General features: G+C 71.0%; 21 protein-coding genes. 4 read left to right on the top strand and 17 right to left on the bottom strand.

The window, feature by feature from the left end; all coding sequences use genetic code 11:
- Nucleotides 1-16: 16 nt before the first annotated feature.
- From ACZ7M7_RS15095 to ACZ7M7_RS15085, 3 genes are read right to left on the bottom strand one after another with little or no spacing between them, the layout of a single operon-like run.
- Complete coding sequence (locus ACZ7M7_RS15095) at nt 17-943, bottom strand: carbohydrate ABC transporter permease (RefSeq protein ID WP_472116479.1); 927 nt, start codon at nt 941-943, stop codon at nt 17-19.
- Nucleotides 940-1,842: a carbohydrate ABC transporter permease gene (locus ACZ7M7_RS15090; protein ID WP_365052955.1), complete on the bottom strand. Its 903-nt coding sequence runs from the start codon at nt 1,840-1,842 to the stop codon at nt 940-942. Before ACZ7M7_RS15090 ends, ACZ7M7_RS15095 begins: the two co-directional genes overlap by 4 nt.
- A 6-nt stretch (nt 1,843-1,848) precedes the next feature.
- Nucleotides 1,849-3,150 (bottom strand): ABC transporter substrate-binding protein, encoded by a 1,302-nt coding sequence (locus tag ACZ7M7_RS15085; protein WP_472116476.1) that lies wholly within the window; start codon nt 3,148-3,150, stop codon nt 1,849-1,851.
- A gap of 221 nt (nt 3,151-3,371) precedes the next feature.
- Here ACZ7M7_RS15085 and ACZ7M7_RS15080 point away from each other — a divergent pair, with 221 nt between their 5' ends.
- Nucleotides 3,372-4,418: a LacI family DNA-binding transcriptional regulator gene (locus ACZ7M7_RS15080; protein ID WP_451168848.1), complete on the top strand. Its 1,047-nt coding sequence runs from the start codon at nt 3,372-3,374 to the stop codon at nt 4,416-4,418.
- Between the two features lie 10 nt (nt 4,419-4,428).
- Here ACZ7M7_RS15080 and ACZ7M7_RS15075 read toward each other — a convergent pair whose 3' ends face one another.
- The 4 genes from ACZ7M7_RS15075 to ACZ7M7_RS15060 form a co-directional block, all read right to left on the bottom strand.
- The gene (locus tag ACZ7M7_RS15075; RefSeq protein ID WP_383599909.1) at nt 4,429-4,986 is read right to left on the bottom strand and encodes a hypothetical protein; all 558 of its coding nucleotides are present in this window, start codon (nt 4,984-4,986) and stop codon (nt 4,429-4,431) included.
- Entirely contained in the window at nt 4,986-6,089 is a 1,104-nt protein-coding gene (locus ACZ7M7_RS15070) for a serine hydrolase domain-containing protein (protein WP_472116473.1), read from the bottom strand. The genes ACZ7M7_RS15075 and ACZ7M7_RS15070 overlap by 1 nt, the downstream gene beginning before the upstream one ends.
- A 69-nt stretch (nt 6,090-6,158) precedes the next feature.
- Nucleotides 6,159-7,709, bottom strand: a complete 1,551-nt coding sequence (locus ACZ7M7_RS15065; RefSeq protein ID WP_383621638.1) for an alpha-L-fucosidase — start codon at nt 7,707-7,709, stop codon at nt 6,159-6,161.
- A gap of 37 nt (nt 7,710-7,746) precedes the next feature.
- On the bottom strand, nt 7,747-9,582 hold the full coding sequence (locus ACZ7M7_RS15060; RefSeq protein ID WP_472116469.1) for a family 20 glycosylhydrolase: 1,836 nt from the start codon (nt 9,580-9,582) through the stop codon (nt 7,747-7,749).
- Between the two features lie 249 nt (nt 9,583-9,831).
- Between ACZ7M7_RS15060 and ACZ7M7_RS15055 the strand changes: the two genes are divergently transcribed.
- Complete coding sequence (locus ACZ7M7_RS15055; protein ID WP_472116466.1) at nt 9,832-11,184, top strand: amidase; 1,353 nt, start codon at nt 9,832-9,834, stop codon at nt 11,182-11,184.
- A gap of 18 nt (nt 11,185-11,202) precedes the next feature.
- Here the strand turns inward: ACZ7M7_RS15055 and ACZ7M7_RS15050 are convergent, their stop codons facing one another.
- The 4 genes from ACZ7M7_RS15050 to ACZ7M7_RS15035 form a co-directional block, all read right to left on the bottom strand.
- Nucleotides 11,203-12,402: an SGNH/GDSL hydrolase family protein gene (locus tag ACZ7M7_RS15050; RefSeq protein ID WP_472116463.1), complete on the bottom strand. Its 1,200-nt coding sequence runs from the start codon at nt 12,400-12,402 to the stop codon at nt 11,203-11,205.
- A 44-nt stretch (nt 12,403-12,446) separates the two neighbouring features.
- Nucleotides 12,447-13,025: a TetR/AcrR family transcriptional regulator gene (locus ACZ7M7_RS15045; RefSeq protein WP_472116460.1), complete on the bottom strand. Its 579-nt coding sequence runs from the start codon at nt 13,023-13,025 to the stop codon at nt 12,447-12,449.
- 81 nt (nt 13,026-13,106) lie between these two features.
- The gene (locus ACZ7M7_RS15040) at nt 13,107-13,589 is read right to left on the bottom strand and encodes a GNAT family N-acetyltransferase (protein ID WP_472116458.1); all 483 of its coding nucleotides are present in this window, start codon (nt 13,587-13,589) and stop codon (nt 13,107-13,109) included.
- 71 nt (nt 13,590-13,660) lie between these two features.
- Nucleotides 13,661-13,834: a hypothetical protein gene (locus ACZ7M7_RS15035; protein ID WP_328420641.1), complete on the bottom strand. Its 174-nt coding sequence runs from the start codon at nt 13,832-13,834 to the stop codon at nt 13,661-13,663.
- 474 nt (nt 13,835-14,308) lie between these two features.
- On the opposite strand from ACZ7M7_RS15035, the gene ACZ7M7_RS15030 reads away from it, so the two are divergent.
- Both ACZ7M7_RS15030 and ACZ7M7_RS15025 read left to right on the top strand, forming a co-directional pair.
- Entirely contained in the window at nt 14,309-14,758 is a 450-nt protein-coding gene (locus tag ACZ7M7_RS15030) for a hypothetical protein (RefSeq protein WP_383599931.1), read from the top strand.
- 25 nt (nt 14,759-14,783) lie between these two features.
- Nucleotides 14,784-15,572, top strand: a complete 789-nt coding sequence (locus ACZ7M7_RS15025) for an SDR family oxidoreductase (protein WP_383621649.1) — start codon at nt 14,784-14,786, stop codon at nt 15,570-15,572.
- Here the strand turns inward: ACZ7M7_RS15025 and ACZ7M7_RS15020 are convergent.
- From ACZ7M7_RS15020 to ACZ7M7_RS14995, 6 genes are all read right to left on the bottom strand, one after another.
- Complete coding sequence (locus ACZ7M7_RS15020; RefSeq protein ID WP_383621652.1) at nt 15,551-17,068, bottom strand: SDR family NAD(P)-dependent oxidoreductase; 1,518 nt, start codon at nt 17,066-17,068, stop codon at nt 15,551-15,553. The genes ACZ7M7_RS15025 and ACZ7M7_RS15020 overlap by 22 nt on opposite strands.
- A 124-nt stretch (nt 17,069-17,192) precedes the next feature.
- Nucleotides 17,193-18,530 (bottom strand): wax ester/triacylglycerol synthase family O-acyltransferase, encoded by a 1,338-nt coding sequence (locus ACZ7M7_RS15015; RefSeq protein ID WP_472116453.1) that lies wholly within the window; start codon nt 18,528-18,530, stop codon nt 17,193-17,195.
- 223 nt (nt 18,531-18,753) lie between these two features.
- Nucleotides 18,754-20,196: a sialidase family protein gene (locus ACZ7M7_RS15010; RefSeq protein WP_472116450.1), complete on the bottom strand. Its 1,443-nt coding sequence runs from the start codon at nt 20,194-20,196 to the stop codon at nt 18,754-18,756.
- A 99-nt stretch (nt 20,197-20,295) separates the two neighbouring features.
- The gene (glgC, locus tag ACZ7M7_RS15005) at nt 20,296-21,516 is read right to left on the bottom strand and encodes a glucose-1-phosphate adenylyltransferase (RefSeq protein ID WP_383599944.1); all 1,221 of its coding nucleotides are present in this window, start codon (nt 21,514-21,516) and stop codon (nt 20,296-20,298) included.
- Between the two features lie 51 nt (nt 21,517-21,567).
- Nucleotides 21,568-22,719, bottom strand: coding sequence for a glycogen synthase (gene glgA, locus ACZ7M7_RS15000; RefSeq protein WP_472116447.1), 1,152 nt, complete (start codon nt 22,717-22,719; stop codon nt 21,568-21,570).
- 41 nt (nt 22,720-22,760) lie between these two features.
- Nucleotides 22,761-23,516 carry a (2Fe-2S)-binding protein gene (locus ACZ7M7_RS14995; RefSeq protein ID WP_472116444.1) on the bottom strand — a complete coding sequence of 252 codons (756 nt, stop codon included), beginning with the start codon at nt 23,514-23,516 and terminating at the stop codon, nt 22,761-22,763.
- Nucleotides 23,517-23,711 lie beyond the last annotated feature (195 nt).

Raw genomic sequence — 23,711 nt, 5'->3', positions numbered from 1 at the left:
TGGCCGGCTCGGCGGGTCAGCCCTTGACGGCGCCCTCCCCGACGCCACGGAAGAAGTACCGCTGCAGACAGGCGAACAGGGCGATCAGCGGCGCCACGGCGATGATCGTGCCCGCGGCGACGAGGCGTTCGTCGTTGGCGAAGGTGCCGTGCAGATAGTTGAGGCCGATGGTCAGCGTGAACTTGGACGGGTCGCTCAGCACGATGAGCGGCCACAGGAAGTCGTCCCAGGCGCCCATGAAGGCGAAGATCGCGACGACGGCAAGGGTCCCCTTCACCGACGGCACGGCGATGCGCAGGAACCGCTGCCAGACGTTGGCGCCGTCGACGTAGGCCGCTTCCTCGATCTCGTACGGCAGGTTGAGGAAGGCGTTGCGCATCAGCAGCACGTTCAGGGCACTGATGCAGCCGGGCAGTACGACGCCGACGAGGGTGTTGTTGAGGCCGAGCTCCCGCATGGTCGTGAACTGGGCGATGATGATGCCCTCCACGGGCACGAGCATCGCGAGGATGAACGCGAGCGTGGCCGCGCGGCGGCCCCGGTAACGCAGCCGGGCGAGGGCGTAGCCGGCGAGCGCCGCCCCGACGCAGTTGGTCACGACGTTGGCGGCGGCGACCTTCAGCGAGTTGAGGGCGTAGTCCCAGACGGGGATGGTCTCGGCGACGCGCTCGTAGTTGTGCAGGGTGGGATCGCCGGGCAGGAACTTCGGCGGGGAGCTGAAGATGTCCTCGGTGGGGCCCTTCAGCGAGGTCGACAGCTGCCAGAGGAACGGGCCGACGGTGAGGGCGAGCACGCCGAGCAGCAGCAGGTAGCGCAGGGCGAGTTCCCATACGCGGACGCGGCGGCCGTGCTCGTCGGTGACGCGGGGTTCGCGCGCGACGGCCGGGGCCTTGGACCTCGCCTTGGCCTTCGCCGCGGGCCGTACCTTCTCCAGCACGCTCATGACTCGTCCTTCCGGTCCGCGCGCAGCACGAGCAGCATCAGGGCGACGGTGACGACGAACACGACGACCGAGATGGCCGAGGCGTAGCCGACACGGCCGGTCAGGCCGGTGCCGGTGCGCTGGACGAGCATCACGAGGGTGGTGTCCTCGCCCGCCGGCCCGCCGCTCGGGCCGGCCATCAGGTACACCTCGGAGAACACCTTGAACGCGGCGACCGACGACAGCGCCCCGACCAGGACCATGGTGGAGCGGACGGCGGGCACGGTGACCGTGAGGAACCTGCGGATCGCGCCCGCTCCGTCCACGGCGGCGGCCTCGTGCAGTTCGCGGGGCACGTTGGCGAGCGCGGCCAAGTAAATGATCATGTAGTAGCCGAGGCCCTTCCAGACCGTCACCGCCATGGCGCTCAGCAGGAGCAGCCACTGGTCGCTGAGGAAGCCGACCCGGCCGACGCCGATCGTCTCGAGGAGCGAGTTCACCAGACCACGCTCGTCGAGCAGCCACACCCAGATCAGCCCGACCACGACGATCGAGGCGACGACCGGCGTGTAGAAGGCGGACCGGAAGAAGGTGATGCCGGGGATGTTCTTCTGCACGAGCAGCGCGAGCAGCAGAGGCAGGACGACGAGGGCGGGGACGACGCCGACGACGTAGAGCGTGCTGTTGCGCAGACCGATCCAGAACATGTCGTCGCCGAGCAGCTCGCGGAAGTTGGCGAGGCCCACGAACTCGCCCGGGATCAGCGTGCGGCGGTCGGTGAAGGCGTTGACCAGCGTGGAGACGAACGGGTACAGGATGAAGGCGCCGATGATCAGCAGGCCGGGCGCGGCGAACAGCCAGGGGCTGGTGGGCAGTTGGCGCCGCACCCGGGAGACACGTGGGACAGCCGAGCTCGCCATGATGAATCAGCCCTGCTGCTGAAGGAGCCGGTTACAGGCCTCGACAGCGTTGTCAAGAGCTTCCTTGGGGCTCTCCTTGCCCTGCAGGGCCTTGGCCACCTCGTTGCGCAGCTCGGTCTTCATCTGCTCGCTGAACAGCACGGGCGTGTAGTTGACCGCGTTCTTCAGCGACTTGGCGGCGGCGACCCGCACGCGCGTCTCGTCGGTGCCGTCCTCCTTGGTGAAGTACGGGTCGTCGAGGGAGCCCGCTGTGCTGGGGAAGATCGCGACCTGCTTGGCGAACGACATCTGGTGCGCGGCGTCGGTGACGTAGTGGGCGAAGGCGACCGCGGCGGGCGCACGCTTCGTCCGCGCGTTGACCATCACGCCCATCACATACATGTTCACGTGGCCGGTGCTGGTGATCTGATCCGTGATCCCGATGTTCTTGTACAGGTTCGGCGCCTGCTTCTTGAAGTTGCCGAGGTCCAGTGCGCTGCCGGGGTTCATGGCGACCGCCCCGGTGAGGAACTTCTTGCCGGACGACTCGGGGGTGGCGGTCAGCGCCTGCGGGTCGAGGGCCTTGGCGTCGTACAACTCCTTGTACCTGGTGAGGAGTTCGACTCCCTTGGCGTCGTTGAAGGTGAAGGCGGTGCCCTCCTTGTTCATGAGCTCGACGCCGTAGCGGCCGAAGTCCTCGACGGTGGGCACGTTGGCGAGGGTGGCGACCTTGCCGTCGGTCTTGTCCGCCATCTTCAGGGCCGCGTCGAAGACCTCGTCGTACGTCTTCGGCGGCTGCTCGGAGTCGAGTCCGGCCTCCTTGAAGAGGGACTTGTTGTAGAAGAGCGGGCCGGTGTTGAGGTACCAGGGGAAGGCGTACGTGCCGGTCATGCCCGGTATCTGATGGCTGGCCCAGGCACCCTCCAGATACTCCCTCTTGTACTGGGAGGCCGCCTTGTCGAGGTCGAGCGCGAGGCCCGCCTTGGCAAGCGGGGCGACCAGGTCCGGCGAGACGTTGACGACGTCCGGGAGCGTACCGCCGGCGGCGTCCGCGCTGATCTTGTCGGCGTAGCCCTCGGCGGGCTGGTCGATCCACTTCACGTCGGTGCCGGGGTACTTCTTCTCGAAGTCGGCGATCAGGCCCTCGAAGTAGGGCTTGAAGTTGGCGCGGAGGTTCCAGGTCTGGAAGGTGATGTCGCCCTCGACCTTGCCGGAGGCGTCTGCGGTGCCGCTGTCGCCCCCTCCCGAGCCGCAGGCACTGAGCGGCAGGACGACACAGGCGGCGAAAACGGCGGCGAGGGCTCTGCGGGAACTACGGGAAACGGGCACCGTGAACCGTCCTCCTTTGCGGGCGGGTTGGTCGACGAGGCAGACCCTGCACGCCGCTCCACGGGCCCGTCAATGGCTCTTGCGGAGCTAATTTCTTTAGTGACTAATGCGCATTAGAATCACCGAGCTGAACCGCATTAGGTTCACGGACCTGAACCGCATTAGTGCATACTGCTCCGGGAAAGAGCCGTGGGAATGTGTCGGCGGAATGAGGAATCGCCATGTCAGGCAAGCGGTCACCGGCCCGTCGGCCGACGATGAAGGACATAGCGCGGCACGCGGGGGTCTCGCAGAGCGCGGTCTCCTTCGCGCTGAACGGCCGGTCCGGCGTGTCGGAGGAGACCCGCGACCGGGTGCGGCGGGTCGCCGAGGAGCTGGGCTGGCGGCCCAGTACGGCAGCAAGGGCGCTGTCCGGGGAGGGCGCGGCGACGGTCGGCTTCGTGTTGGCGCGTCCGGCCGACACGTTGGGGGTGGACTCGTTCTTCCTCCAACTCGTCTCGGGCATCCAGGAGGTGCTGGCGGAGCGGCACCTCGGGCTGCTGTTCCAGGTGGTGGAGGACGTCGCCGACGAGTGCGCGGTGTACCGCCGCTGGTGGGCCGAGCACCGGGTGGACGGTGTCCTCGTCGTCGACCCGCGCACCGACGATCCCCGTCCCGACCTCCTCGACGAACTCGGCCTGCCCGCCGTGGTGATCGGCGGCGCCCCCGACGACCGCCATCCCGGACTCTCCACGGTCTGGGCGGACGACGCGGGCGCGATGGCCTCGGTGGTGGACGGCCTGTACGCCCTCGGCCACCGGCGGATCGTGCACATCGCCGGCCTGCCGGGCCTCGCCCACACCGAACGCCGCATCCGCACCCTGCGCGCCGAGGCCGGCCGGCGTGGCCTGACCGAGGTGAAGTCGGTGACCACCGACTACTCCGACGCCGAGGGCGCGGCGGTCACCCGCCGGGTGCTGGAGGACCCGGCTCCGCCGACCGCGCTGATCTACGACAACGACGTGATGGCGGTGGCCGGCGCCGCCGCCGCGGCCGAACTCGGCTTCGCCGTGCCCGCGGACGTCTCGGTGGTGTCCTGGGAGGACTCGGCACTGTGCCGCATCGTCAGGCCATGGCTGTCCGCCCTGTCCCGGGACAGCGTGGAGTTCGGCCGCACGGCGGCACGTGAACTCACCGCCCTGCTGGACGGGGGGTCGGCACGGGCGGTACGGGTGCCGGTGCCGCGGCTGATCGAGCGGGGGAGCACGGGGGTGGCGCGGGGCGCATGAGCACACGCCTCTAGGTCAGCGGCCGACCGCCGAGGCCGGTCCGGACGGCGCCGCGAGGTGAGAAGGTCATCGGTCCGATCCATCCGTGCCGGATGAGGGCGACTTGGGACGGCAGCGGTGTCACGGGATCGACGGGTCGGCCACGTGACCAGTTCGCGAACAGCCCCTCGGTCGTCTCGACGGCGGCCACCACCATGGTCACCTTCAGGTCTCCGTCGCTCCAGGTGTTCCACAGGGCCCAGCCCTCCGGCCTGGGCTCCACTCCGATGCGCCCGCACACCTCCTCGTACGTCTCCTCCACCCCGGCCGGCATGATCCCCGGTTTCAGCACCGTGGCTCCGACGAGTGGGACGGTGGGCCGGTCCTCCTCCAGGCAGCCATCACCGCTGAAGTGGTAGTGCCGCAGAGCCCGAGCCAGGGCGTTCACGCTGCGTTGCAGAGGTGTCGAGCCTGGCGGATCCTCCAGGTACGAGAGCCAGCCCTCGTCGGACGCCGCCGCCCGGACACGGCCGGCCAGGCGCTCTATCTCGCGGAGGTAGTCCTGATCGCTGAGCTCGCGGGACGTCATCAGTGCGGCCCCTGCAGCCCTTCGTACGCGGCGGTCACGATCTCCATCCCCCGGGTGTCCTCCGCGGGCTCGCGCATCTGCTGCGTCACGTACGCCACCACCATCCGGCTGTCGGGCTCGATCATCACGAGGGAGCCGCCCCAGCCGCCCCAGCCGTAGGCGCTGCCGAACAGGCCGTAGCCCAGGCCCCACCGCATCGGCATGCCGAGGACGCGGTCGTCGCCGGCGAACTGCTCCTCCCAGGCGCGGTCGCAGCCGGCCCGGGACAGCAGCCGGACCCCGTTCACCTCTCCCCCGCAGGCCGGCAGCGACTGGACCGACGCCACCGAACGGGCGTTGCCGAAGCCGCTCGCCGCCGGGATCTGGGCGCGGCGCCAGGCCAGGCTGTTGCCGTCGCGGACGCGGACGCCGTTGCCCGCCTCGGAGCCCGTGGGGTTGGCGGGCGCGCTCGCCGCGTAGTCCTCGCCCTGCCCCGTCGGCGGGATCGTGCGCGCGACCCGATGGTCGTGCTCGGCGGCCAGTCCGATGTGGAAGTCCGCGCCCAGCGGCCCGGTCACCTCCTCGGCGAGGAACTCGCCCACGCTGCGACCGGTGATCCGCCGTACCACCTCGCCGACGAGGAATCCCTGGGTGAGCGAGTGGTACCCGGCCGCCGCGCCCGGCTCCCATCGCGGGGCCCGCGCGGCGAGCCGTGCCGTGGCGGCGGGCCAGTCGTACAGCTCCTCGACCGGCCCGTCCCAGTCGGGCAGACCGGCGGTGTGCGAGAGCAGGTGCCGTACCAGCACCTTCTCCTTGCCCGCCGCCGCGAACTCCGGCCAGTAGCGGGAGACCGGTGCGTCCGGGTCGAGGTCGCCGCGGTCGGCCAGGACGAGGGCGCACAGAGCCGTCATCGTCTTGGTCACCGACCAGACGTTGACGATCGTGTCGCGCTCCCACGGGACGGTGCGCCCGGCGTCCGTGAAGCCGCCCCAGACGTCCACGACCGGCTCACCGTCCACGAAGACCGCGACGGAGCCGCCCGCGTCCCCCGCGTCCAGCGTCGCGGCCAGCGCGTTCGGCACAGCGATGAACAGGTCGTCGTACGTGCCCTGAATGTCGGCCATGGGCCCTATCCAGCCCGCGCCGCCCCGTCCCGGTCAACCGGTTTTCGGGCTCCTCGACCCGTACTGCGGTCAGATCCGCGACCGGTACAGCCCGAACTCCACGATCCGCACCGCGGCCCGCGAGCCGGTCACCCGTACCCGCCACCTCCGCGCCCGCACCGGAGCCGCCAGCAACAGAATGCGGCTCGCGCCGATCGCCCCGGCCCGGGTCACCTCCGTCCAGGAACCGTCCCGCTGCGCCTCGACGACGAAGCTCTCCACCTGCTGCCCGTGCCGGATGTCCTCCGCCAGCCGGATCCGGTCCACCTCCCGCTCGCGGCCGAGGTCGACGGTGACCCGTCCCGGCGACGCGGTCGTACGGCCGTCGCGCGCCAGGTCCTCCGGCAGTTCGCGGTCCACGCGCTCGCGGAACTCCCGCAGCCGTGCCACGTCAGCGGCAGGCAGCAGGCCGTCCGTGTCCGGCGGGATGTTGAGCAGGAGCACCGAGTTGCGGCCCACGGACCGGAAGTAGATGTCCGTCAACTGCTCGACGCTCTTGGGCTGTTGGTCGGCGTGGTAGAACCAGCCGTCCCGGATGGAGACGTCGCACTCGGCCGGCCACCACTGCAGGTGGTCGGCAACGGGCCGAGCCTGCACCAGTGCCGCACGGCTGCCCATGTCGGGGGCGTCGTACGCGAGGGCGTAGTCGGTCCGGCCGTAGTCCTTCTCCTGCACCGGTACGACGCTCCACTCGTCCTCCCGGGCCAGCCCGCCCTCGTTGCCGACCCACCGCACGTCCGGGCCGGACACGGCGACCACGGCGTCGGGCGCGAGCGAGCGGACGAGGGTGTACCAGCTGTCCCAGTCGTACTTCTCCACCTTGTCCGGCGGGATGCGGCCCTGCGCCCCGTCGAACCAGACCTCGTCGATCGGGCCGTACTCGGTGAGGACCTCGTAGAGCTGGTTGAGCATGTGGGCGCCGTAGTCGGTGGCGGGCAGGGTGTACGTCCGTGCCGCCGCCGGGGTGCGGTCGTCGGCCTCGACGGGGGTCGGGACGGTGTGGTCGGTGCGGGCGCTGCCGTTGGCGTACACGCCGTGGAGGTACTGGTTCTCGTCGGCCGGTGAGATGTAGACGCCGACCTTGATGCCGTACCGGCGCATGGAGTCGGCGAAGGAACGCAGCACGTCGCCCCGGCCCTCGCGCCAACTGCTCGAGGCCACCGAGTGGCCGGTGTAGCGGGACGGGTAGAGCACGAAGCCGTCGTGGTGCTTGACGGTGAGGATGGCGAGCCTGAAGCCGCCGTCGCGCAGGGCGCGGGCCCACTGGTCGGTGTCGAGGCCGGCCGGCTGGAACACGTCCGGGTCCTCGTCGCCGGTGCCCCACTCCAGACCGGTGAAGGTGTTCACGCCGAAGTGCAGGAACGCGGTGCGCTCCAGCCGCTGCCAGGCGATCTGCCGTGCGGTGGGGCGGACTTGGGAGGCCTTGCGGACCAGGTCGGCCTCGGTGTCGTCGGGGCTGACGGGGATGCGGTAGCGGGCGTCTGTCGAGGCGGCGGCGGGTGCCGCGAGGGCGGGTCTTGTCGCGCCGGTCGCGGCGAGGACAGCGGCTGTCGCGACGAAGACGCGTCGGGAAACGGCCATGGGACGGCTCCTCGGGTCGGGTCCTCAGGTCAGGTGCTCAGGTGCTCAGGTGCCATACGGCGGGCGTGCGCCGGTCCGGCGGGTACTGCTCGAGCCGGCTGTCCCCCGCGACGCTCAGCGCCATCCGCGTGATGGCGTTGACGAGCCGGTGGCCACCGGTCACCGGTTCCAACTGCCAGCGCTGGAGGGTGCTTTGCGCATCGCAGGCTTGGGGCGCCGCCTCCACTCCCGGCTGCAGCGGCACGTTGAGCGTGAGCTTTCCGCCGCGCACCTCGAGGCAGCCCTCCGCCGTTCGCAGGGTCACGTAGCCGTCGGCGGTGCGCTGCACCTCGGCGGCGAAGGACCGGCCGGGCGTCCGGAAGGTGTACGACCCGTCCGCCACCGGCACCCGCGTCAGGTCCCGCCATCCCGGCGCGTGTCCGACAGCCGTGCCGCGCGCGGTGAACTCGGCGTAGGCGGCGTCGGGATGCGGTTCGCCCCAGGTCGCCTGGGCGATGTGCCGAAGGGCGGGCCACAGGGCGACGGCGACCTCGTTCTCGGTCTCGCCGCGGCCGTTGTCGGGCCACAGGCTGATCTTCGCGCCGGTGATCCCGTCACGGGAGGCCAGCTTCTGCCCCTCGAAGCTGCGCGGGTCCCAGCTCTGGTCGTACAGCCCCTTGGTGTCGCTGTGGAAGCCGCCGCGGACCAGGTACAGGGCGTAGGCGGCGTTCATCAACGGATAGCCCTGATCGAGGAGTTGACTTGGCTTCACCGCCACGTTCAGCCAGTGCTCGACCGTCGTTCCGGCGGTCACCGGGACGGTGTTGGCTCCGGTGAGCCCGTCGTTCCAGATGCGCAGCTTCTTGCCCTTGGCCGCCGCGTAGGTGTGGACACGGTTGACGAAGTCGATGAACGCGTCCTGCGGTGTGGCGTCCGGGCCGTACTTGTCCTGCGCGTACTTCAGGATCTGCGGGTACTTGGCGAAGTCGGAGCCGAGCATGTACTCGTCGGCTCCCATGTGCCAGGAGGTCGCGGGGAAGACCTCGGCGTACTCGTCGATCAGGCTGGTGTAGTAGGCGAAGGCCTCCGGCCGGGTGATGTCGAGACGCGAGGGCTGCTTGTTGCCGTCGGAGTCCGTGAGCTGGAGATCCGTGCGGTTCTCGATCCACGGGTCCATGTGCCCCGGAGAGTTGATCTCGGGGATGATCTCGACGTGGTACCGCTTACCGAGGGCGACCAGGCGGCGGATCTCGTCCTTGGTGTAGTAGCCCCAGGTGTTGGCCTCGGGGTGGGCCTCGCTCCTCACCTTCAGTTCGAGGAGCAGCTGGTTAAGCTTGTGGTACGCCATCTCGCGGACGAGGTTCTCCAGCCACGGCATCGAGATGTTGATGTAGCAGGCGCAGACGCCGACGCCGCGCTCCTTGTAGCGCGGTACGTCGACCGTGCGGCCGGCCGGGATCCGCTCGCCCTGGGCGAGGAGCTGGAGGAGGGTGCGGGTGCCGTAGAAGGCGCCGGTCTCGGTCGCCGAGGTGATCGAGAGCCGCTTGTCCACGCGGAGTTGGTAGCCCTCCGCCCCGAGGGAGGTCCGGGCGGGCGCGACGTCGATAACGATGTCACCGGGCCGGGCGCCGCCGCGCACCACGGGAACCCTGCCGTGTCCGGCGTCGTCGAGGTCGTCGGCCAGGGTGCCGGCGACCCGCCGCTCGCTCGCACTGTCGGCCACCAGGCGGGTGGAGCGCCCGTACGCGTAACTGCCGGGTGCCGGCGTCCAGTCGGCCAGGGCCGGCACCGTGACCGGCGCCCCCTGGTCGTCCTCCGCGAGCGCCGGCACCGGGGCCGCGAACAACAGCATCAGCGCCGCGAGGACACTGAACGATCGCCAGCGTCTCCTCATGAGGCACCCCCATTCATCGGATGTCTGATGATTGGGCGGGCCCCAGAGGCTGTCAATGGGATGCGGCTGGCGCCGAGTTGGCTGATTGATCGGATGATGCGCAGGTCAGCGGGGTGGTGTCGAGGAGAGGCGCTGTGAAAAGTCCAAGAAGACCGTCCCGAATATCCAAGCCGGGCGACCTCTCGACGCCGGGCCCGCCGCCGGGCAGAGTTCTCCTACATACTCGCGAGTAAGCACCGAGGAGCGCCCGTGACCAACTGGGTCGGCCGGACCGCCGCCGAGATAGCCGCCGCCGTACGCGAGAAGCAGGCCACCCCCCGTGAGGTGGTGGCCGAGCACCTGGCCCGGATCGAGCGGCTGGACGGCCGCGTCGGCGCCTTCCGGGTGGTCCGGGCGGAGGCCGCGCTCGCCGAGGCCGACGAGGTGGGCTCGCGCGCCGACCTCGCCGAACTGCCCCTGGCGGGCGTGCCGGTGGCCGTCAAGGACAACCTCGCGGTGGGCGGCGAGTCCAAGCGCATCGGCTCCGCGGCGACGCCGGACACACCGGCCGCCGACGACCACGTCACCGTGGCCCGGCTTCGGGCCGCCGGCGCGGTGGTCGTGGGGCTGACGAACGTGCCGGAGCTGTGTGTCTTCGGCACCACCGAGGGCGTGCACGGCACCGCCCGCAACCCGTGGGACACCTCGCGTACGGCAGGCGGGTCGTCCGGCGGCAGCGCGGCCGCGGTCGCCGCGGGCATGGTGCCGATCGCCCTCGGCAACGACGGCATGGGCTCGCTGCGCATACCGGCGGCCAACTGCGGCCTGGTCACCATCAAGCCCGGCACCGGAGTGGTCCCGGCCGGCGTGAGTGACGGCGACTGGTTCGGCATGTCGGAGAACGGCCCGCTGGCCACCACGGTCGAGGACGCGCGCCTGATGCTGTCGGTCCTCGCGGACACCGAGGTCGTGGGCCCGGCGGCGCCCGGCACGCACAGGATCGCCGTGTCCCTGCGCAGCCCGCTCGTCGGGGTCACCATCAGCAAGCCGTACGCGACCGCCGCACGCGAGGCCGCCGGGCTGCTGATCAAGGCCGGTCACCAGGTGCGACGCGCCGACCCGCCGTACCCCATGTCGCTCGGCGTCACGTCCCTGACCCACTGGACGGCGGGCACGGCGGTGGACGCGCAGGGCCTCGACCCACGGCAGCTCACCCGCCGGACCCGCGTCCACGCCGCTGTCGGCAAGCGCTTCGTGAACCGGGTGCGGGTCGGCCAGAGCCGGGAGCAGCTGCGCCGGCGGCTGGAGCCGTTCTTCGCCGAGTACGACGTGCTGCTCACCCCGGCCCTGGCCCGCCGCTCCCCCAAGTCCGAGCCCTGGCACGAGCGGGGCTGGCTGCGCAACATCATGGCCAACACCAACTACTCGCCGCTGACCCCGCCGTGGAACCTCACCGGCTGGCCCGCGATGTCGATCCCGTTCGGCACGCTGCCCTCCGGCGCCCCCTGTGCCATACAGCTGGTCGGACGTCCGGGCGCGGAGGCGGAGCTGCTGGCGCTGGCGGAGCGGATCCAGGAGCTGCGTCCTTGGCAGCGGACGGCGCCGCTCGACCAGGTCGTGTGACGACGGACGGCCGGACGGCTATGCGGCGCCCCCCTGTGAGGCCGCCGCCGCGAAGGGCCCGTCGCCGGTGAATGCCCACTGCGCAAAGCGTTCGCCGATGCGGCGGTGGGTGGCGGCGTCGGGGTGGAGGTCGTCGGGCAGGGGCAGCTCCGCGGAGTCGGCCTCGCCGTAGAGGTCGCGGCCGTCGAGGTGGTGCAGGTGCGGATCGTCGGCCGCTCGCTGCTTCGCGATGCGGGACAGCTCGTCGCGGATCACGCCCAGCGTCAGCTTGCCGCTCGCGCGTTCCGCCGGGTCACCCATGGCGACGAACTTCAGCTGACCTCGGCTGAGACCGCTGAAGTCGGGGGCGCAGGGGCCCGGTGTGTCCTCGTGGATCGGGCACAGGATCGGCGACACGACCAGCAGCGGTGTCGTCGGGTGGCCTTCACGGATGGTGTCGAGGAAGCCGTGGACCGCGGGACCGAAGGCGCGCAGCCGCATCAGGTCCATGTTGACCAGGTTGATACCGATCTTCACGCTGATGAGGTCGGCCGGGGTGTCCCGCATGGCGCGGGCGGTGAACGGGTCGAGCAGGGCGCTGCCGGCCAGTCCCAGGTTGATCAGCTCCACGCCGCCGAGGGTGGCCGCGAGCACGGGCCAGATGCCGGTGGGGCTCGCGGCGTCGGAGCCGTGGCTGATCGAACTGCCGTGGTGCAGCCAGACCTTGCGGCCCGTGTCGCGCGCGGACTCGACGGGGGCATCGGTGCGCAGGGAGATCAGTTCGGTGGTCTCGTTGTGCGGCAGCCAGATCTCGACGTCCTTGTCGCCGTCGGGCAGCCCGGTGAAGCGAACGGTGCCGGCCGGGCCGGGCCGGTCCTCGGCGGTCCCGGCCATCATGTCGATGGTCACGACGTTGCCGCCGGTCACGCTGCCCTGCCCGGCGGGGCGGCCGTCGACGATCAGGTCGTACACGCCGTCCGGGCGGGGCGGGGCGCCTACGTAGCTGCGCTTGGTGCGCAGTGCTTCCAGTTCGACGGCGGTGGCACGGGTGCGGAAGACCAGCCGTACGCCGGAGGGCTGTGACTCTGCCATGGCCAGCTGCTCGTCGGTGTTCTGGGCGCGGGCCCGCGCGGGCAGGCGGTGCGGCAGTACGCCGTGCTCGGTGCGCTCGACGTCGAGGGCACCGCGCAGGAGATCGGCGGTGACGGGCGTGGTGATCCAGTCGTGCGGGGTGTCCATGTCCTCAGCGTCCTTGTTCTGGGCCTGTGTCCTCGGCCTGTCGATCAGGAGGTGGGCCCGGTGGGCCAGTTGCGCAGCAGGGCGTCGAGGGCGTCGAGGATCCGGATCCAGCTCTCCTCGGAGTCGGGGGCGCTGTGACTGAAGCCGCCCGCCGACTCCAGGCTGGAGTAGCCGTGGAAGACGCTGCCCAGCAGCCGTACGGCGTGTGTCGCGTCCGGATCCGTCAGGTCGTAGCCGCGCAGGATGGCCCGGGTCATCTGGGCGTGCCGGACGCCCGCGCCGGCGGCGGCCGCCTCGGGGTCGAGCCGCATCCGCGCGGCGGCGGAGCGGCCGGGGTGCTCGCGCTCGTAGTCGCGGTAGACGTTCGCGAAGGCGACCAGGGCATCCTTGCCGGCCCGCCCCGCGATGGCGTCGGCGGCCCGGTCGGCCAGTTCCTCCAGCGCGAACAGGGCGATCCGCGTCTTCAGGTCCTGCGAGTTCCTCACATGCGAGTACAGACTCGCAACCTTGACGTCGAACCGCCGGGCCAGCTCCGACGCGGTGACCTGCTCGAAGCCGACCTCGTCGGCGAGCTCCGCACCTGACCGGACCAGACGTTCCGTGGTCAGCCCTACGCGTGCCATAACCATCCTCTCGCTTACCATAAGCGAGTATGCACGCGCCTAAAACATTTAGGCAAACAGTGAAGGCGATGTGAGGTCTGGCTAAAGTGCCCTGTACATGATGTGCAGCCCCACACGGCCATGCCTCGGATGATCGAACGCGTCCGGGACCGTGCCGAGGATCGTGAAGCCGAGGGAGATCCACAGGCGCACGGCCGGGTTGGTCTCGACGACGGCGTTGAAGACCATGCCGCGATAGCCGTCGGCCTTGGCCACGGTCAGGATGTGCTCGGCGAGGAGGCGGCCGATGCCGCGGCCGCCCTGCTCGGGGTCGACCATGAAGCCGGCGTTGGCGATCCGGGCGGCGGGACCACCGTAGTTGGGGGTGACGTAGGCGGAGGCGACGACCGATCCGGAGGCGTCCTCGACGACGTAGACACGTTTGGCCGGGTTCATCCACAACGCCCGGGCGGCGTCCTCGGAGGTGTCCGGGTCCCATGCGTAGGTCTCACCGGCGGCCACGATCCGGTGCCAGAAAGACCAAATCCGCGGCCAGTCGTCGGCCGCGGCTTCTCTGATCAGCATGGGCGTGAGTCTCGCACGCCCATGCAGTCGGCGATCGCGAAGGGTTCTGCCCCTTCAGTCGACGTCGGACGTCAGTCGACGCTGGGCAGGATGTGGGGCTCGGCGAGGTCGTCCTCGTAGCCCGCCAGGCGGATGGGGGCGGACCTGGCCCACACATCGAGACTACCGATCTCGTTCGACCGGCGGCCCGCGCGCTCCGTGCGTTCCTTGGGGCGCTGTTCGCGATTCGTCTTCTCAGGTGTCACCGCGCACTCCTTATGTGTCGGATCACCCTCGGGGCGGGCCGGCCCAGTCTGCGGTCCGGTACCTGACGCCCGCTCGGGTCATACTCAAAAAGTCGGCTCGGACGCGGTGGCGCCGGTAACTGGTGCTGAGAGCAGGCCGTTGTGCACCGGCTTGTCCCGGGACGGACCATGGGTGTGGGTTGGGACCCTGTAGTGCTGTCCGTCCGCTACAGATTAACCAAATGAGCGGGTACCCGCTCGATGGGGCTGCAAACAAGCTGTAACTATCCGGAGTCGACCGGTTTTCACCTGCCGACCTCATCATGAGTTGCTATGAAATGCCCGGTTTACAAGTCACTCGTTCGGCTCAGCACCACCGCGCTGCCCGGCCCCCACCCGAGCACGCCACGCAGTTCAAGTCCCGTTGGCCGAATCGCAAGGCGGCCATGATCTGCTGACGTACCGCAACGGCTTGTCCGGCGGGAGGACTGACGCATGGAGCTGCGCAGTGTCGAAGAGCTGATGGATCTGCTGTACGCCTGCCGGGGCACCCGGGACACCCCGGGCCTCGGGAGCATCCGAGTCGATCTCCACCAACACGCGCTGCAGACAGCCGCACTGCTGCGCCGCGCACGCCCCGCCGACAAGGAACTCCAGGTCGCGGGGCTCGTTCATGCCATCGGCCCGCTGCTGGGCCCGGCCGACGTGACCCGCCACTTCGACTGCGCCGCCGACGCGGTGCGGCCTCTCCTCGGCGAACGGGTCTCCCGCCTGGTCCGCAACCAGTGCCACGCCTTCGACTCCACCGACGACGACCTGGTGCGGCTGCGCCAGGCCGACGAGGAGGGCCGCAGCGCCGAGTTCGACGCCGGGGTCCTGGAGGACTGGCGCACGGTGCTGGAACTGGTGGCGGCGCGGCACTCGCCGCTCGGGGCTGTTGACTGACGCCCCGTCATGAGACCGTACGGCGATGACGTCGTCGCACGGTCTCGAGGGCAGGGCCGCCGTGGTCACCGGCGGCACGCGGGGCATCGGACTCGCCGTCGCCCGGCAACTGGCCGCCGCCGGAGCGCGGGTCTGCGTGACCGCACGGGACGCGGACGAGGTGCGCACGACGGCTGCCGAGCTGGGCGGCATCGGGCTGGCCGGGAGCGTGGCGGACCCCGCGCACCTGCGGGAGGTCACGCGGGCCGCCCTGCACGAGTTCGGCCGCCTGGACATCCTCGTCAACAACGCGGCGACCAACCGGCCGTACGGACCGCTCATGGACGCCGACCCGGACGCCTGGCGCGAGGCCTTCACGGTGAACGTCGAGGCCGCGCTGCGGTTGGTGCAGTGCGCGTGGCGGGCCTGGATGCGGGAGCACGGCGGGTCGGTGATCAACATCTGCACGGAGGGCGCCGGGCACGTGGGCCCCGGCGTCGGGGCCTACGGCACGAGCAAGGCGGCGCTGCTGCACCTCACCCAGCAGCTCGCGGGCGAGCTGGGCCCGAGGGTGCGGGTGAACTCCGTCTCTCCCGGCCTCGTACGGACCGAGATGGCGCGGTTCGTGTGGGAACCAGGAGAGCAGGAGATCGCGGGCGGGCTGCCACTGGGCCGCATCGGGGAACCTGACGACGTCGCACAGGCGGTGCTGTGGCTGGCGTCGGACGCGGCACAGTGGATCACGGGAGCCGACCTACTGGTGGACGGCGGCACCCATGTACGAGCAGCACGCCGGCCGACCCCGGTGGCCACTCACCACTTGCCGGGCATGTAGTCCTTCAGGAAGACCCCGTACACGTCCTCGCCCGCCTCACCCCGCACCACGGGGTCGTAGACCCGAGCCGCGCCGTCGACCAGGTCCAGCGGCGCGTGGAAGCCCTCCTCGGCGAGGCGCAGCTTGTCGAAGTGCGGGCGCTCGTCGGTGATCCACCCGGTGTCGACCGAGGTCATGAGGATGCCGTCGCTCTGGAACATCTCCTGCGCACTGGTCCGCGTGACCATGTTCATGGCGGCCTTGGCGGCGTTCGTGTTCGGGTGTCCCGCACCCTTGTAGCCGCGCCCGAAGACACCCTCCATCGCCGAGACGTTCACGACGTACGCGCGGCCGCTCGTCGCCTTCTTCGCCGCGTCCGCCATGGCCGGCCGGAGCTTGCTGATCAGGATGAACGGCGCCGTGTAGTTGCACAGCTGGGTCTCGAGGAGCTCCACCGGGGAGATCTGCTCGATGGTCTGCACCCAGGTGTTGCTGTCCACGACGTCGGGGACCAGGCCGCCCGCGTCGATGGCGGTGCCGTCGAGGTGCCGGGCGACGCTGGCGTTGCCCGCGACCAGGGCGAGGTCGGCGACCTGCTGGGCGTCGATGCCGGAGATGCCGGCCGGCAGGGAGGCCAGTCCGTCGACCGCACCGGACCCGAAGGCGCCGATGACGTGGTGGGCGGGCAGCTCCCCGGCGGGCAGCGGGGCGCTCTCGCCGTCGACGAGCGCGGCGTAGGCGGAGGGCAGTCGGCGTACGGTCTGCGTCGCGTTGTTGACGAGGATGTCGAGGGCGCCCGCCTCTGCGACCTGGTCGGCGAGGGCGACCGCCTGGGCCGGGTCGCGCAGGTCGATGCCGACGACCTCGAGGCGGTGCATCCAGTCCGCGGAGTCGTCCATGGCCTTGAAACGGCGGATGGCGTCCTTGGGGAAGCGCGTGGTGATCGTCGTGTGGGCGCCGTCACGCAGCAGCCTGAGCGCGATGTACATGCCGATCTTGGCGCGGCCACCGGTGAGCAGGGCGCGCTTGCCGGTGAGGTCGGCGCGGACGTCGCGCTTGGCGCGGTTCAGGGCGGCGCAGTCCGGACAGAGCTGGTGGTAGAAGTAGTCGACTTCCACGTACCGGGTCTTGCAGGTGTAGCAGGAGCGCGGGCGCTGGAGTATCCCCGCGATCCGGCCCTGCTCCGTCGCCGACGACGGCAGCAGGCCCTCGGTCTCGTCGTCGATGCGCTGGGCGGAGCCGGTCGCCGTGGCCTCCGTGACCGCCTTGTCGTGGGCGGTCTTGGCGGCCCGGCGCTCCTGGCGGCGGCGCTGCTTGACGGTGCGGTAGACGCCGGCGGTGGCCCGGCGCACGGCGATCGCGTCGGGGTGGTCGACCTCCAGCTTGTCGAGCTCGTCCAGCACGCTCAGGCACACGGCGAGCCGCTCCGGATCGATGCCGGGGCCGTACACGACCTGGTCACCGGGCTCGTGCACGACCTCGTCCGTGGTCGCCGGGCCTTCCTCTGTCACCGTCATCGCGCTGCCGTTTCCCTGATCACCCGAGCGGCGCGCCGATCGCGCCCGCTTTCGAACGGGGAATTCTACGGAGCGCCGGGCCGGTCCTCCAAAATCCGGCGAATCAGGCCCGCGGAGGCGGGGCTCAGGGCGCGCAGGCGGTGATCAGCGACTGCACCTCCTCGGACACGGCCTTGGCGAGCACGTCGAGGTCCGGTACGGCCTGGGCGTCGGCGACGAGTCCGTAGTGGACGCGTCCGCGGTACGTCGAGATCGCGATCGCCAGGGACTGGCCGCGGGCCAGCGGGGCGAAGGGATAGACCTCGGTGACGGGGTGACCGCCGAGCTTGAGGGCGATCCCGGGCAGCGGCACGCTGGTGACGAGGATGTCGAACCAGAGTCGGGCGGCCTGGCCGGCCAGCGGTCCGCCGAGCCGGTGGGCGAGCGCCGGTACGTGGTCGGCGAGCAGGGCGACGGCGCCCGCGCCCCGGTTGGGGCCGAGGTCCTTGTTGCGGTCCATGGCGGCGCGGACCGTCTCGAGGCGGCGAAGCGGGTCGGGGTCGTCGACGGGGAGCCGTATCAAGTAGCCGGAGAGCCGGTTGCCCTGAGGGTGCGCGGTGCGCGGGCGGCGCTTGGAGACGGGGATCAGGGCGCGGGGCGCGACGCCCTCGCTGCCGTCGCCGCGCTCGTCGAGCCAGCGGCGCAGGGCGCCCGTGACGACGGCGATCAGGACGTCGTTGACGGTGCCGCCGACGGCCTTGCGGATCACGTGCACGTCGTCGATGTCGACGACGACCCCGGCGGTGCGGCGGGTGCCGCTCGGCTCGGCGGTCAGGGCGTCCGACGAGCGCATCGCCAGCGTCGACACGGCGACGGAGGCACCGATGTCGAGGGCGCGCCCCACGTCGGACAGGGCCCCGCGCACCAGACCCGGCAGCCTGCGCACATCGGGAAGGCGACCACTCCTGGGTGCCTCGGGACGAGGCTTGCGGGCGGGCAAGTCCATGGGGTCCAGAACGGCGGCGGCGAGGGTCAGCGCCCGCAGTCCGTCGGCGAGGGCGTGGTGGAACTTGAACAGCACCGCGAACGACACCCCGTCCTCGCCCGGCAGCACGTGCGCCTCCCACGGCGGCCGGTCGCGCTCCAGCGGACGCTCCATCAGCCGTCCCGCGACCGCCTGGAAGTCGGCGGTCGGGGCGTGCAGCCGGACGTGGTCGAGCGGGTCGAAGTCGGGGGCGGGCTCGCGGGTGGCGCCTCCGAAGGAGAACGGCCGCAGCAGGCCCTGGGGCTGCCATGCGTCGCGGATCCGCATCCGCAGTCCGGGCACGGCGGCGGCGCGGGCGGCGAGCAGGTCGGCCGCGTGGGCGCCGGCGGTGGGCGAGTGCGCCGTGAAGACGCCGAGGGCGCCCAGGTGCATGGGGTGTTCGGCGGACTCGATGTTCCAGAACGCCAGGTCGAGTGGTGCGAGCAGGTCAGAAGTCAATGGCTTGCCTCGCGTCGACGAAGGGTGGACCAGCAGTCAATCGCTCTCTGGCGATTACAGTCAAGTACGATCAAGCTACGCTCAGTTAACGGCAGATTAAGTCCCGCCCCTCGTGAAAGGGGCGGGACTCATGGTGCATATGAGGTCACTCCAGCACAGGTAGCGGCACCGGGCATCCTGTGGTTGTCACCCGGGAGGCGTCACGGATCGCTTCGCCCTTCGGTCATCGCACGACGGATGCGTGTACCGCCGCCCGGCCGGGTGCTTCCGGCTTCGCCCATACGGCGGTGAAGCCGCGCCCGGTCGCGGCCAGCCCCATCTGCTCACCGAGGAAGTAGCCACGGGGACTGGCTTCGTCGGGGATGCGCGGAGCCTTGCGCATGTCGAACGACCTCGGGGTCAGCCGGGACTCCCGCCAAGTCGCCCCGCCGGACGCACAGTCGACCGGCTTCGGGCGGCAGCGGACCAGCCAGCGGTCGGTGAGCAGGGGCGTGCCCCCGTCGTTGTGGCGGAAGTCGGAATGGGCGACGGCGACCGTGCCGTCACGGCCGACGGCCGGCGTCACCGTGAAGGCCTGCTGGTTCGGCACGGGGACGGAGGAGGGCGTGCGGTTCACCCCCACCGGCTCGGACCAGGTACGGCCGCCGTCGTCCGACGCCACCAGGGCCACCGCGTCAGCGCCGCCGCCGAACCGCGAGTCCTGCCAGGCCGCGTAGATCCGGCCGGTGCGCCGGTCGACGGCGGTGTCCGAAAGCAGACTGGTGGTGTGCGAGACCTGCTCACCGGACTCGGGGTCCTGGAACAGCCACTTGGTGCGCTGGTCGGCCACCTTCACCGGCGCGGACCAGGTACGGCCGCCGTCGGTGGAGCGTACGGCCTGCAGGGTGAGCCGGCTGGTGATCGGGCCCTCGCCGAACCGGACCCTGCTGTACACGTCGACCAGCGTGCCGTCGTCGAGCACGCTCAGCCGGTGCCCCGAGATCAGATGGCCCTCCCCGGCGTCCGCCACCAGCACGGGTGCCGCCCAGTTGCGTCCGCCGTCGGTGCTGCGGCTGATCCAGGCGTCGTTCCGGGTGCGGCTCTGGGCGGGGAAGCGCGGGGTGACCACGTACAGCACGTCCGGGTCGCGCGGGTCCGTCACGGCCGTACCGCCGCCGTGTCCGCCCTGGTCCGGGTCCGTCTCCTCGACGACGACCGCGGGGCGGGTCCAGGTCCGGCCGTCGTCGTCCGAGCGCACGGACAGGGCCGCGCTCGCCGAGCCGTCGGCCATGAAGAGACCGCCGGTCACCAGCAGCGCCCCGTTCCCGGTGAAGGTCACGGCAGGGCCGTCCACGTAGTCGTACGTGCCGCCCGAGCACCGGGTCAGGCCGGGTACGACGGTCCGGGTCCAGGAGCGGCCGCCGTCCTCGCTGACAGCGAGCACCACACCGCGTTGCCGGTCCTGCGGCCAGGCGGCGGCGAGTCGGCGCGGGTCGTGCGGGTCGACGGCGAGCTGCGGCTCGATGGCGCCGTCGGCCATCTTGGGGTCCAGCGCGCCTGGCGCGCAGTCGGCGAACGGGCTGCCGGCGGACAGGCGTTGAGCTCCGGTGGCCGCCTGCGCCGGGGTGACGGCAAGGACGGGTAAGGCGACCAGGGCAGCGGTGAGGACGGGCAGGATGCGGTGCATGGCGTCGGCTCCTTCCGGACGGTTGTCACCATCCTCGGGAGCCCGTCTGCCGCTGTCGTCGTACGCCGGGCGACGCCGCCGCTGCGTCCCGCGCAGTAGCTAGGGGACCCGCTGCCCCTTCCCCAGCGCGATCACGCCACCCTTGGAGACGGTGTACAGGTCGGAGTCCCGCTCCGGATTGACGCCGATCGTCGCGCCCGGGGGTACCTCGACGTTCTTGTCGAGGACCGCGCCCCGCACCACCGCGCCCCGCCCTATGCGCACGTTGTCGTGCAGCACCGCCCCCTGCACCACCGCCCCCGGGTCGACCACCACGCCCGGCGAGAGCACGGACCGGGTGACCTGCCCGCGGATCAGGCAGCCGGCGCTGATGATGGACTCGCTGGCCATGCCGCCCGCGTTGAAGCGGGCCGGGGAGAGCTGGTTGGAGTGGGTGTAGATGGGCCAGCTGCGGTTGAAGAGGTTGAACGCCGGGCGCTCCGCGATGAGGTCCATGTGGGCGTCGTAGTAGGCGTCCAGGGTGCCGACGTCCCGCCAGTAGCCGCGGTCGCGGTTGGTCTCGCCGGGGACGTGGTTGGCGCTGAAGTCGTAGAGCTGCGCCTCGCCCCGGTCGGTGAGCTGGGGCAGGATCGAACCGCCCATGTCGTGCACGGAGTTCTCGTCCTCGGCGTCCCGTTGGAGCGCCTCGATGAGGGCCTTGGTGGTGAAGATGTAGTTGCCCATCGAGGCGAACACGCACTCCGGGTCGTCCGGGAGGCCGGGCGGGTCGGCGGGCTTCTCCAGGAAACGATCCACGCTCAGGCCGTCCGAGCCGGGGCTGATCACGCCGAAGGACGACGACTCACTGCGCGGCACGCGTATGCCGGCCACCGTCACGCCCGCACCGGACTCGATGTGCTGGGTGAGCATCTGGCGCGGGTCCATGCGGTACACGTGGTCGGCACCGAACACCGCGACGTACTCGGGGCGTTCGTCGTAGACCAGGTTCAGGGACTGCAGGATCGCGTCCGCGCTGCCCAGGTACCAGCGCGGACCGAGCCGCTGCTGGGCCGGCACCGGGGTGACGTAGTTGCCGAGCAGGCTGGACATCCGCCACGTGGTGGTGATGTGGCGGTCCAGGGAGTGCGACTTGTACTGCGTGAGGACGCAGATGCGCAGGATGTCGGCGTTGACTAGGTTGGAGAGCACGAAGTCGACGAGGCGGTACGTGCCGCCGAAGGTGACCGCCGGTTTCGCGCGGTCCGCGGTCAGGGGCATCAGGCGCTTGCCTTCTCCGCCCGCCAGTACGATTCCGAGCACCGAAGGTCCGCCACGACGCATGGCCGCTCCCCTCACCCTGGTTGGTCCCAGCCTGCCCCTGAGCACCGCGCGCTAAGCCTGTTTGAGGATCTCCCCGTAGAGCCGGGCCGTCCGGCGTGCCACCGCGTCCCAGCCGAACTCCCCCACCGCACGCTGCCGTCCGGCCTCCCCCATCCGCCCGGCGGTCTCCGGGTCGCCGATGAGTGAGTCCAGTGCCCGCGCGAGGCCCGCCTCGAAGTCGTCGTCGAGCGGGATGAGCAGGCCCGTCTTGCCGTCGTCGACGACCTCGGGGATGCCGCCGACCTGCGAGGCCACCACGGGAGTTCCGCAGGCCATCGCCTCCAGATTGACGATGCCGAGGGGTTCGTACACCGAGGGGCAGACGAACACGGCGGCGTGCGTGAGGAGTTGGATCACTTCCGGGCGGGGCAGCATCTGCGGGATCCAGTGCACGCCCTCGCGGACCCGGCTCAGCTCCTGGTAGAGGTCGCGGAACTCCCGGTCGATCTCGGGGGTGTCCGGTGCCCCGGCGCACAGCACGACCTGCGCGGCCGGGTCGATGTCCCGTACGGCGCGCAGCAGATGGGGCACGCCCTTCTGGCGGGTGATGCGGCCGACGAAGAGCACGTAGGGGCGGTCGGGGTCGAGGCCGAACCGGCTGAGGACGTCGGTGCCGCGGTCGGGCCGGTACAGGGTGGTGTCGATGCCGTTGTGCACGACATGGACACGCGCCGGGTCCAGCGCCGGGTAGCAGCTGAGGATGTCCTCGCGCATGGCTCCGGAGACGGCGATCACCCCGTCGGCGGCCTCGATCGCGGTGCGCTCGGCCCAGCTCGACAGGGCGTATCCGCCGCCGAGTTGCTCGGCCTTCCAGGGGCGCAGCGGCTCAAGGGAGTGGGCGGTCATCACATGCGGGATGCCGTACAGGAGCTTGGCGAGGTGGCCGCCTAGGTTGGCGTACCAGGTGTGGGAGTGGACGAGTTCGCGGCCTTCGAGGCCGGCGGCCATGGCGAGGTCCACGGAGAAGGTCCGCAGTGCGTCGTTCGAGGTGTCGAGCGCGGACCAGGGGCGGTGGCGCAGTACGCCGACCGCGCGGCCCTCGCCCCAGCAGTGCACCTCCAGGTCGACCAGGTCCCGCAACTCCCGGGCGAGGAACTCGACATGGACACCCGCGCCGCCGTACACGTCCGGCGGGTACTCCCGGGTCAGCAGTCCCACACGCACCCGGAACCCCCTGTTCTCAGCGGTTTGTTGCCCTTTCATGGTCACCCAGATGGGGCGCGTGGGGAAGAGCGCGGGGCTCGTGTGAAGCAACAGTCACCGCACACGCCACCGCCCGGCACGCGGTAGTAGAGGCAGCAGCTGCGGCGCCCGAAAGCGGTCCCGGTGAGGGTGCCGGTGCCGGCGAGGAGGGGGTGGCCGAAGAGTTCCGTGGTCAGGGCGCGGGCCCGGGCGGCGACGTCCGTACGGCCGCCTGCGTGGGCCCACTGGTCCAGTTGCCGGGCGGCGCCCGCAAGGGCGGATCCCGCGTTGCCCCACAGCAGCCCGGTGGCGACGCGGTAGCGGGCGTGCACGGCGTCGGTGAGCGGCTGGAGGTGGCCGTGCAGGACGACGTCCGACACGGTCGCCGGGTCCGCGGGGAGCGGGCGCACCTCGGTGAGCCACAGGTCGGCCGGGGCGCTGCCGTCGGGGTCCCAGTGCAGCAGGCCGGGGTCGAGGTCGGGGATGCGGCCGTACAGGGCGGCGCAGCCGAGGGTCACCGACCAGAGCCGGGCCGCGAGCCCCTGCTGGGCCACGGAGGCGGCGATCCGCAACTCGGGGGCGTGCAGGGCGTTCGCGACCTTCCGGACGCGGAAACCCAAGGGGTCTCCCCGGGTCTGCGACGGGGGTTCGCGGTAGGTCCGCGCCAGGGTCGGCAGCGGCCGAAGCGCCTCACCGGGGGTGCGTAGTACGAAGAAGCCGCCGAGCGGCCGGAGCGCGGCGAGATGGGGGTCGAGATCCACGAAGAGCAGTAGTACCAAGGCCCGTCGGGGTTATCACCTGGGGGTCTCCACCCGGGGTCACCCGCCTTGGGGATGACTCCTGCGGCGCCGTACTCCATCGGTAGTACGACACAGTGCGTGCTCTGGTACGACGACGGGAAGAGGTTTTCGAGGCATCGTGTTGATTATGAAAGCCGACCGTTCGCCGCGCCGGGGTCAGCGGCCCCGCCTCAC

The organism is Streptomyces sp. NPDC111606 (assembly GCF_055656945.1).
Note: the sequence above shows the minus strand (reverse complement) of the source record. Positions and strands in the feature narration are given on the sequence as shown.

What these genes read in the sequence shown, in the direction of transcription:
- ACZ7M7_RS15095 (WP_472116479.1), bottom strand. Translation starts at nt 943, where the DNA reads ATGAGCGTGCTGGAGAAGGTACGGCCCGCGGCGAAGGCCAAGGCGAGG.
- ACZ7M7_RS15090 (WP_365052955.1), bottom strand. Translation starts at nt 1,842, where the DNA reads ATGGCGAGCTCGGCTGTCCCACGTGTCTCCCGGGTGCGGCGCCAACTG.
- ACZ7M7_RS15080 (WP_451168848.1), top strand. Translation starts at nt 3,372, where the DNA reads ATGTCAGGCAAGCGGTCACCGGCCCGTCGGCCGACGATGAAGGACATA.
- ACZ7M7_RS15075 (WP_383599909.1), bottom strand. Translation starts at nt 4,986, where the DNA reads ATGACGTCCCGCGAGCTCAGCGATCAGGACTACCTCCGCGAGATAGAG.
- ACZ7M7_RS15070 (WP_472116473.1), bottom strand. Translation starts at nt 6,089, where the DNA reads ATGGCCGACATTCAGGGCACGTACGACGACCTGTTCATCGCTGTGCCG.
- ACZ7M7_RS15065 (WP_383621638.1), bottom strand. Translation starts at nt 7,709, where the DNA reads ATGGCCGTTTCCCGACGCGTCTTCGTCGCGACAGCCGCTGTCCTCGCC.
- ACZ7M7_RS15060 (WP_472116469.1), bottom strand. Translation starts at nt 9,582, where the DNA reads ATGAGGAGACGCTGGCGATCGTTCAGTGTCCTCGCGGCGCTGATGCTG.
- ACZ7M7_RS15050 (WP_472116463.1), bottom strand. Translation starts at nt 12,402, where the DNA reads ATGGACACCCCGCACGACTGGATCACCACGCCCGTCACCGCCGATCTC.
- ACZ7M7_RS15045 (WP_472116460.1), bottom strand. Translation starts at nt 13,025, where the DNA reads ATGGCACGCGTAGGGCTGACCACGGAACGTCTGGTCCGGTCAGGTGCG.
- ACZ7M7_RS15040 (WP_472116458.1), bottom strand. Translation starts at nt 13,589, where the DNA reads ATGCTGATCAGAGAAGCCGCGGCCGACGACTGGCCGCGGATTTGGTCT.
- ACZ7M7_RS15030 (WP_383599931.1), top strand. Translation starts at nt 14,309, where the DNA reads ATGGAGCTGCGCAGTGTCGAAGAGCTGATGGATCTGCTGTACGCCTGC.
- ACZ7M7_RS15025 (WP_383621649.1), top strand. Translation starts at nt 14,784, where the DNA reads ATGACGTCGTCGCACGGTCTCGAGGGCAGGGCCGCCGTGGTCACCGGC.
- ACZ7M7_RS15020 (WP_383621652.1), bottom strand. Translation starts at nt 17,068, where the DNA reads ATGACGGTGACAGAGGAAGGCCCGGCGACCACGGACGAGGTCGTGCAC.
- ACZ7M7_RS15010 (WP_472116450.1), bottom strand. Translation starts at nt 20,196, where the DNA reads ATGCACCGCATCCTGCCCGTCCTCACCGCTGCCCTGGTCGCCTTACCC.
- glgC (WP_383599944.1), bottom strand. Translation starts at nt 21,516, where the DNA reads ATGCGTCGTGGCGGACCTTCGGTGCTCGGAATCGTACTGGCGGGCGGA.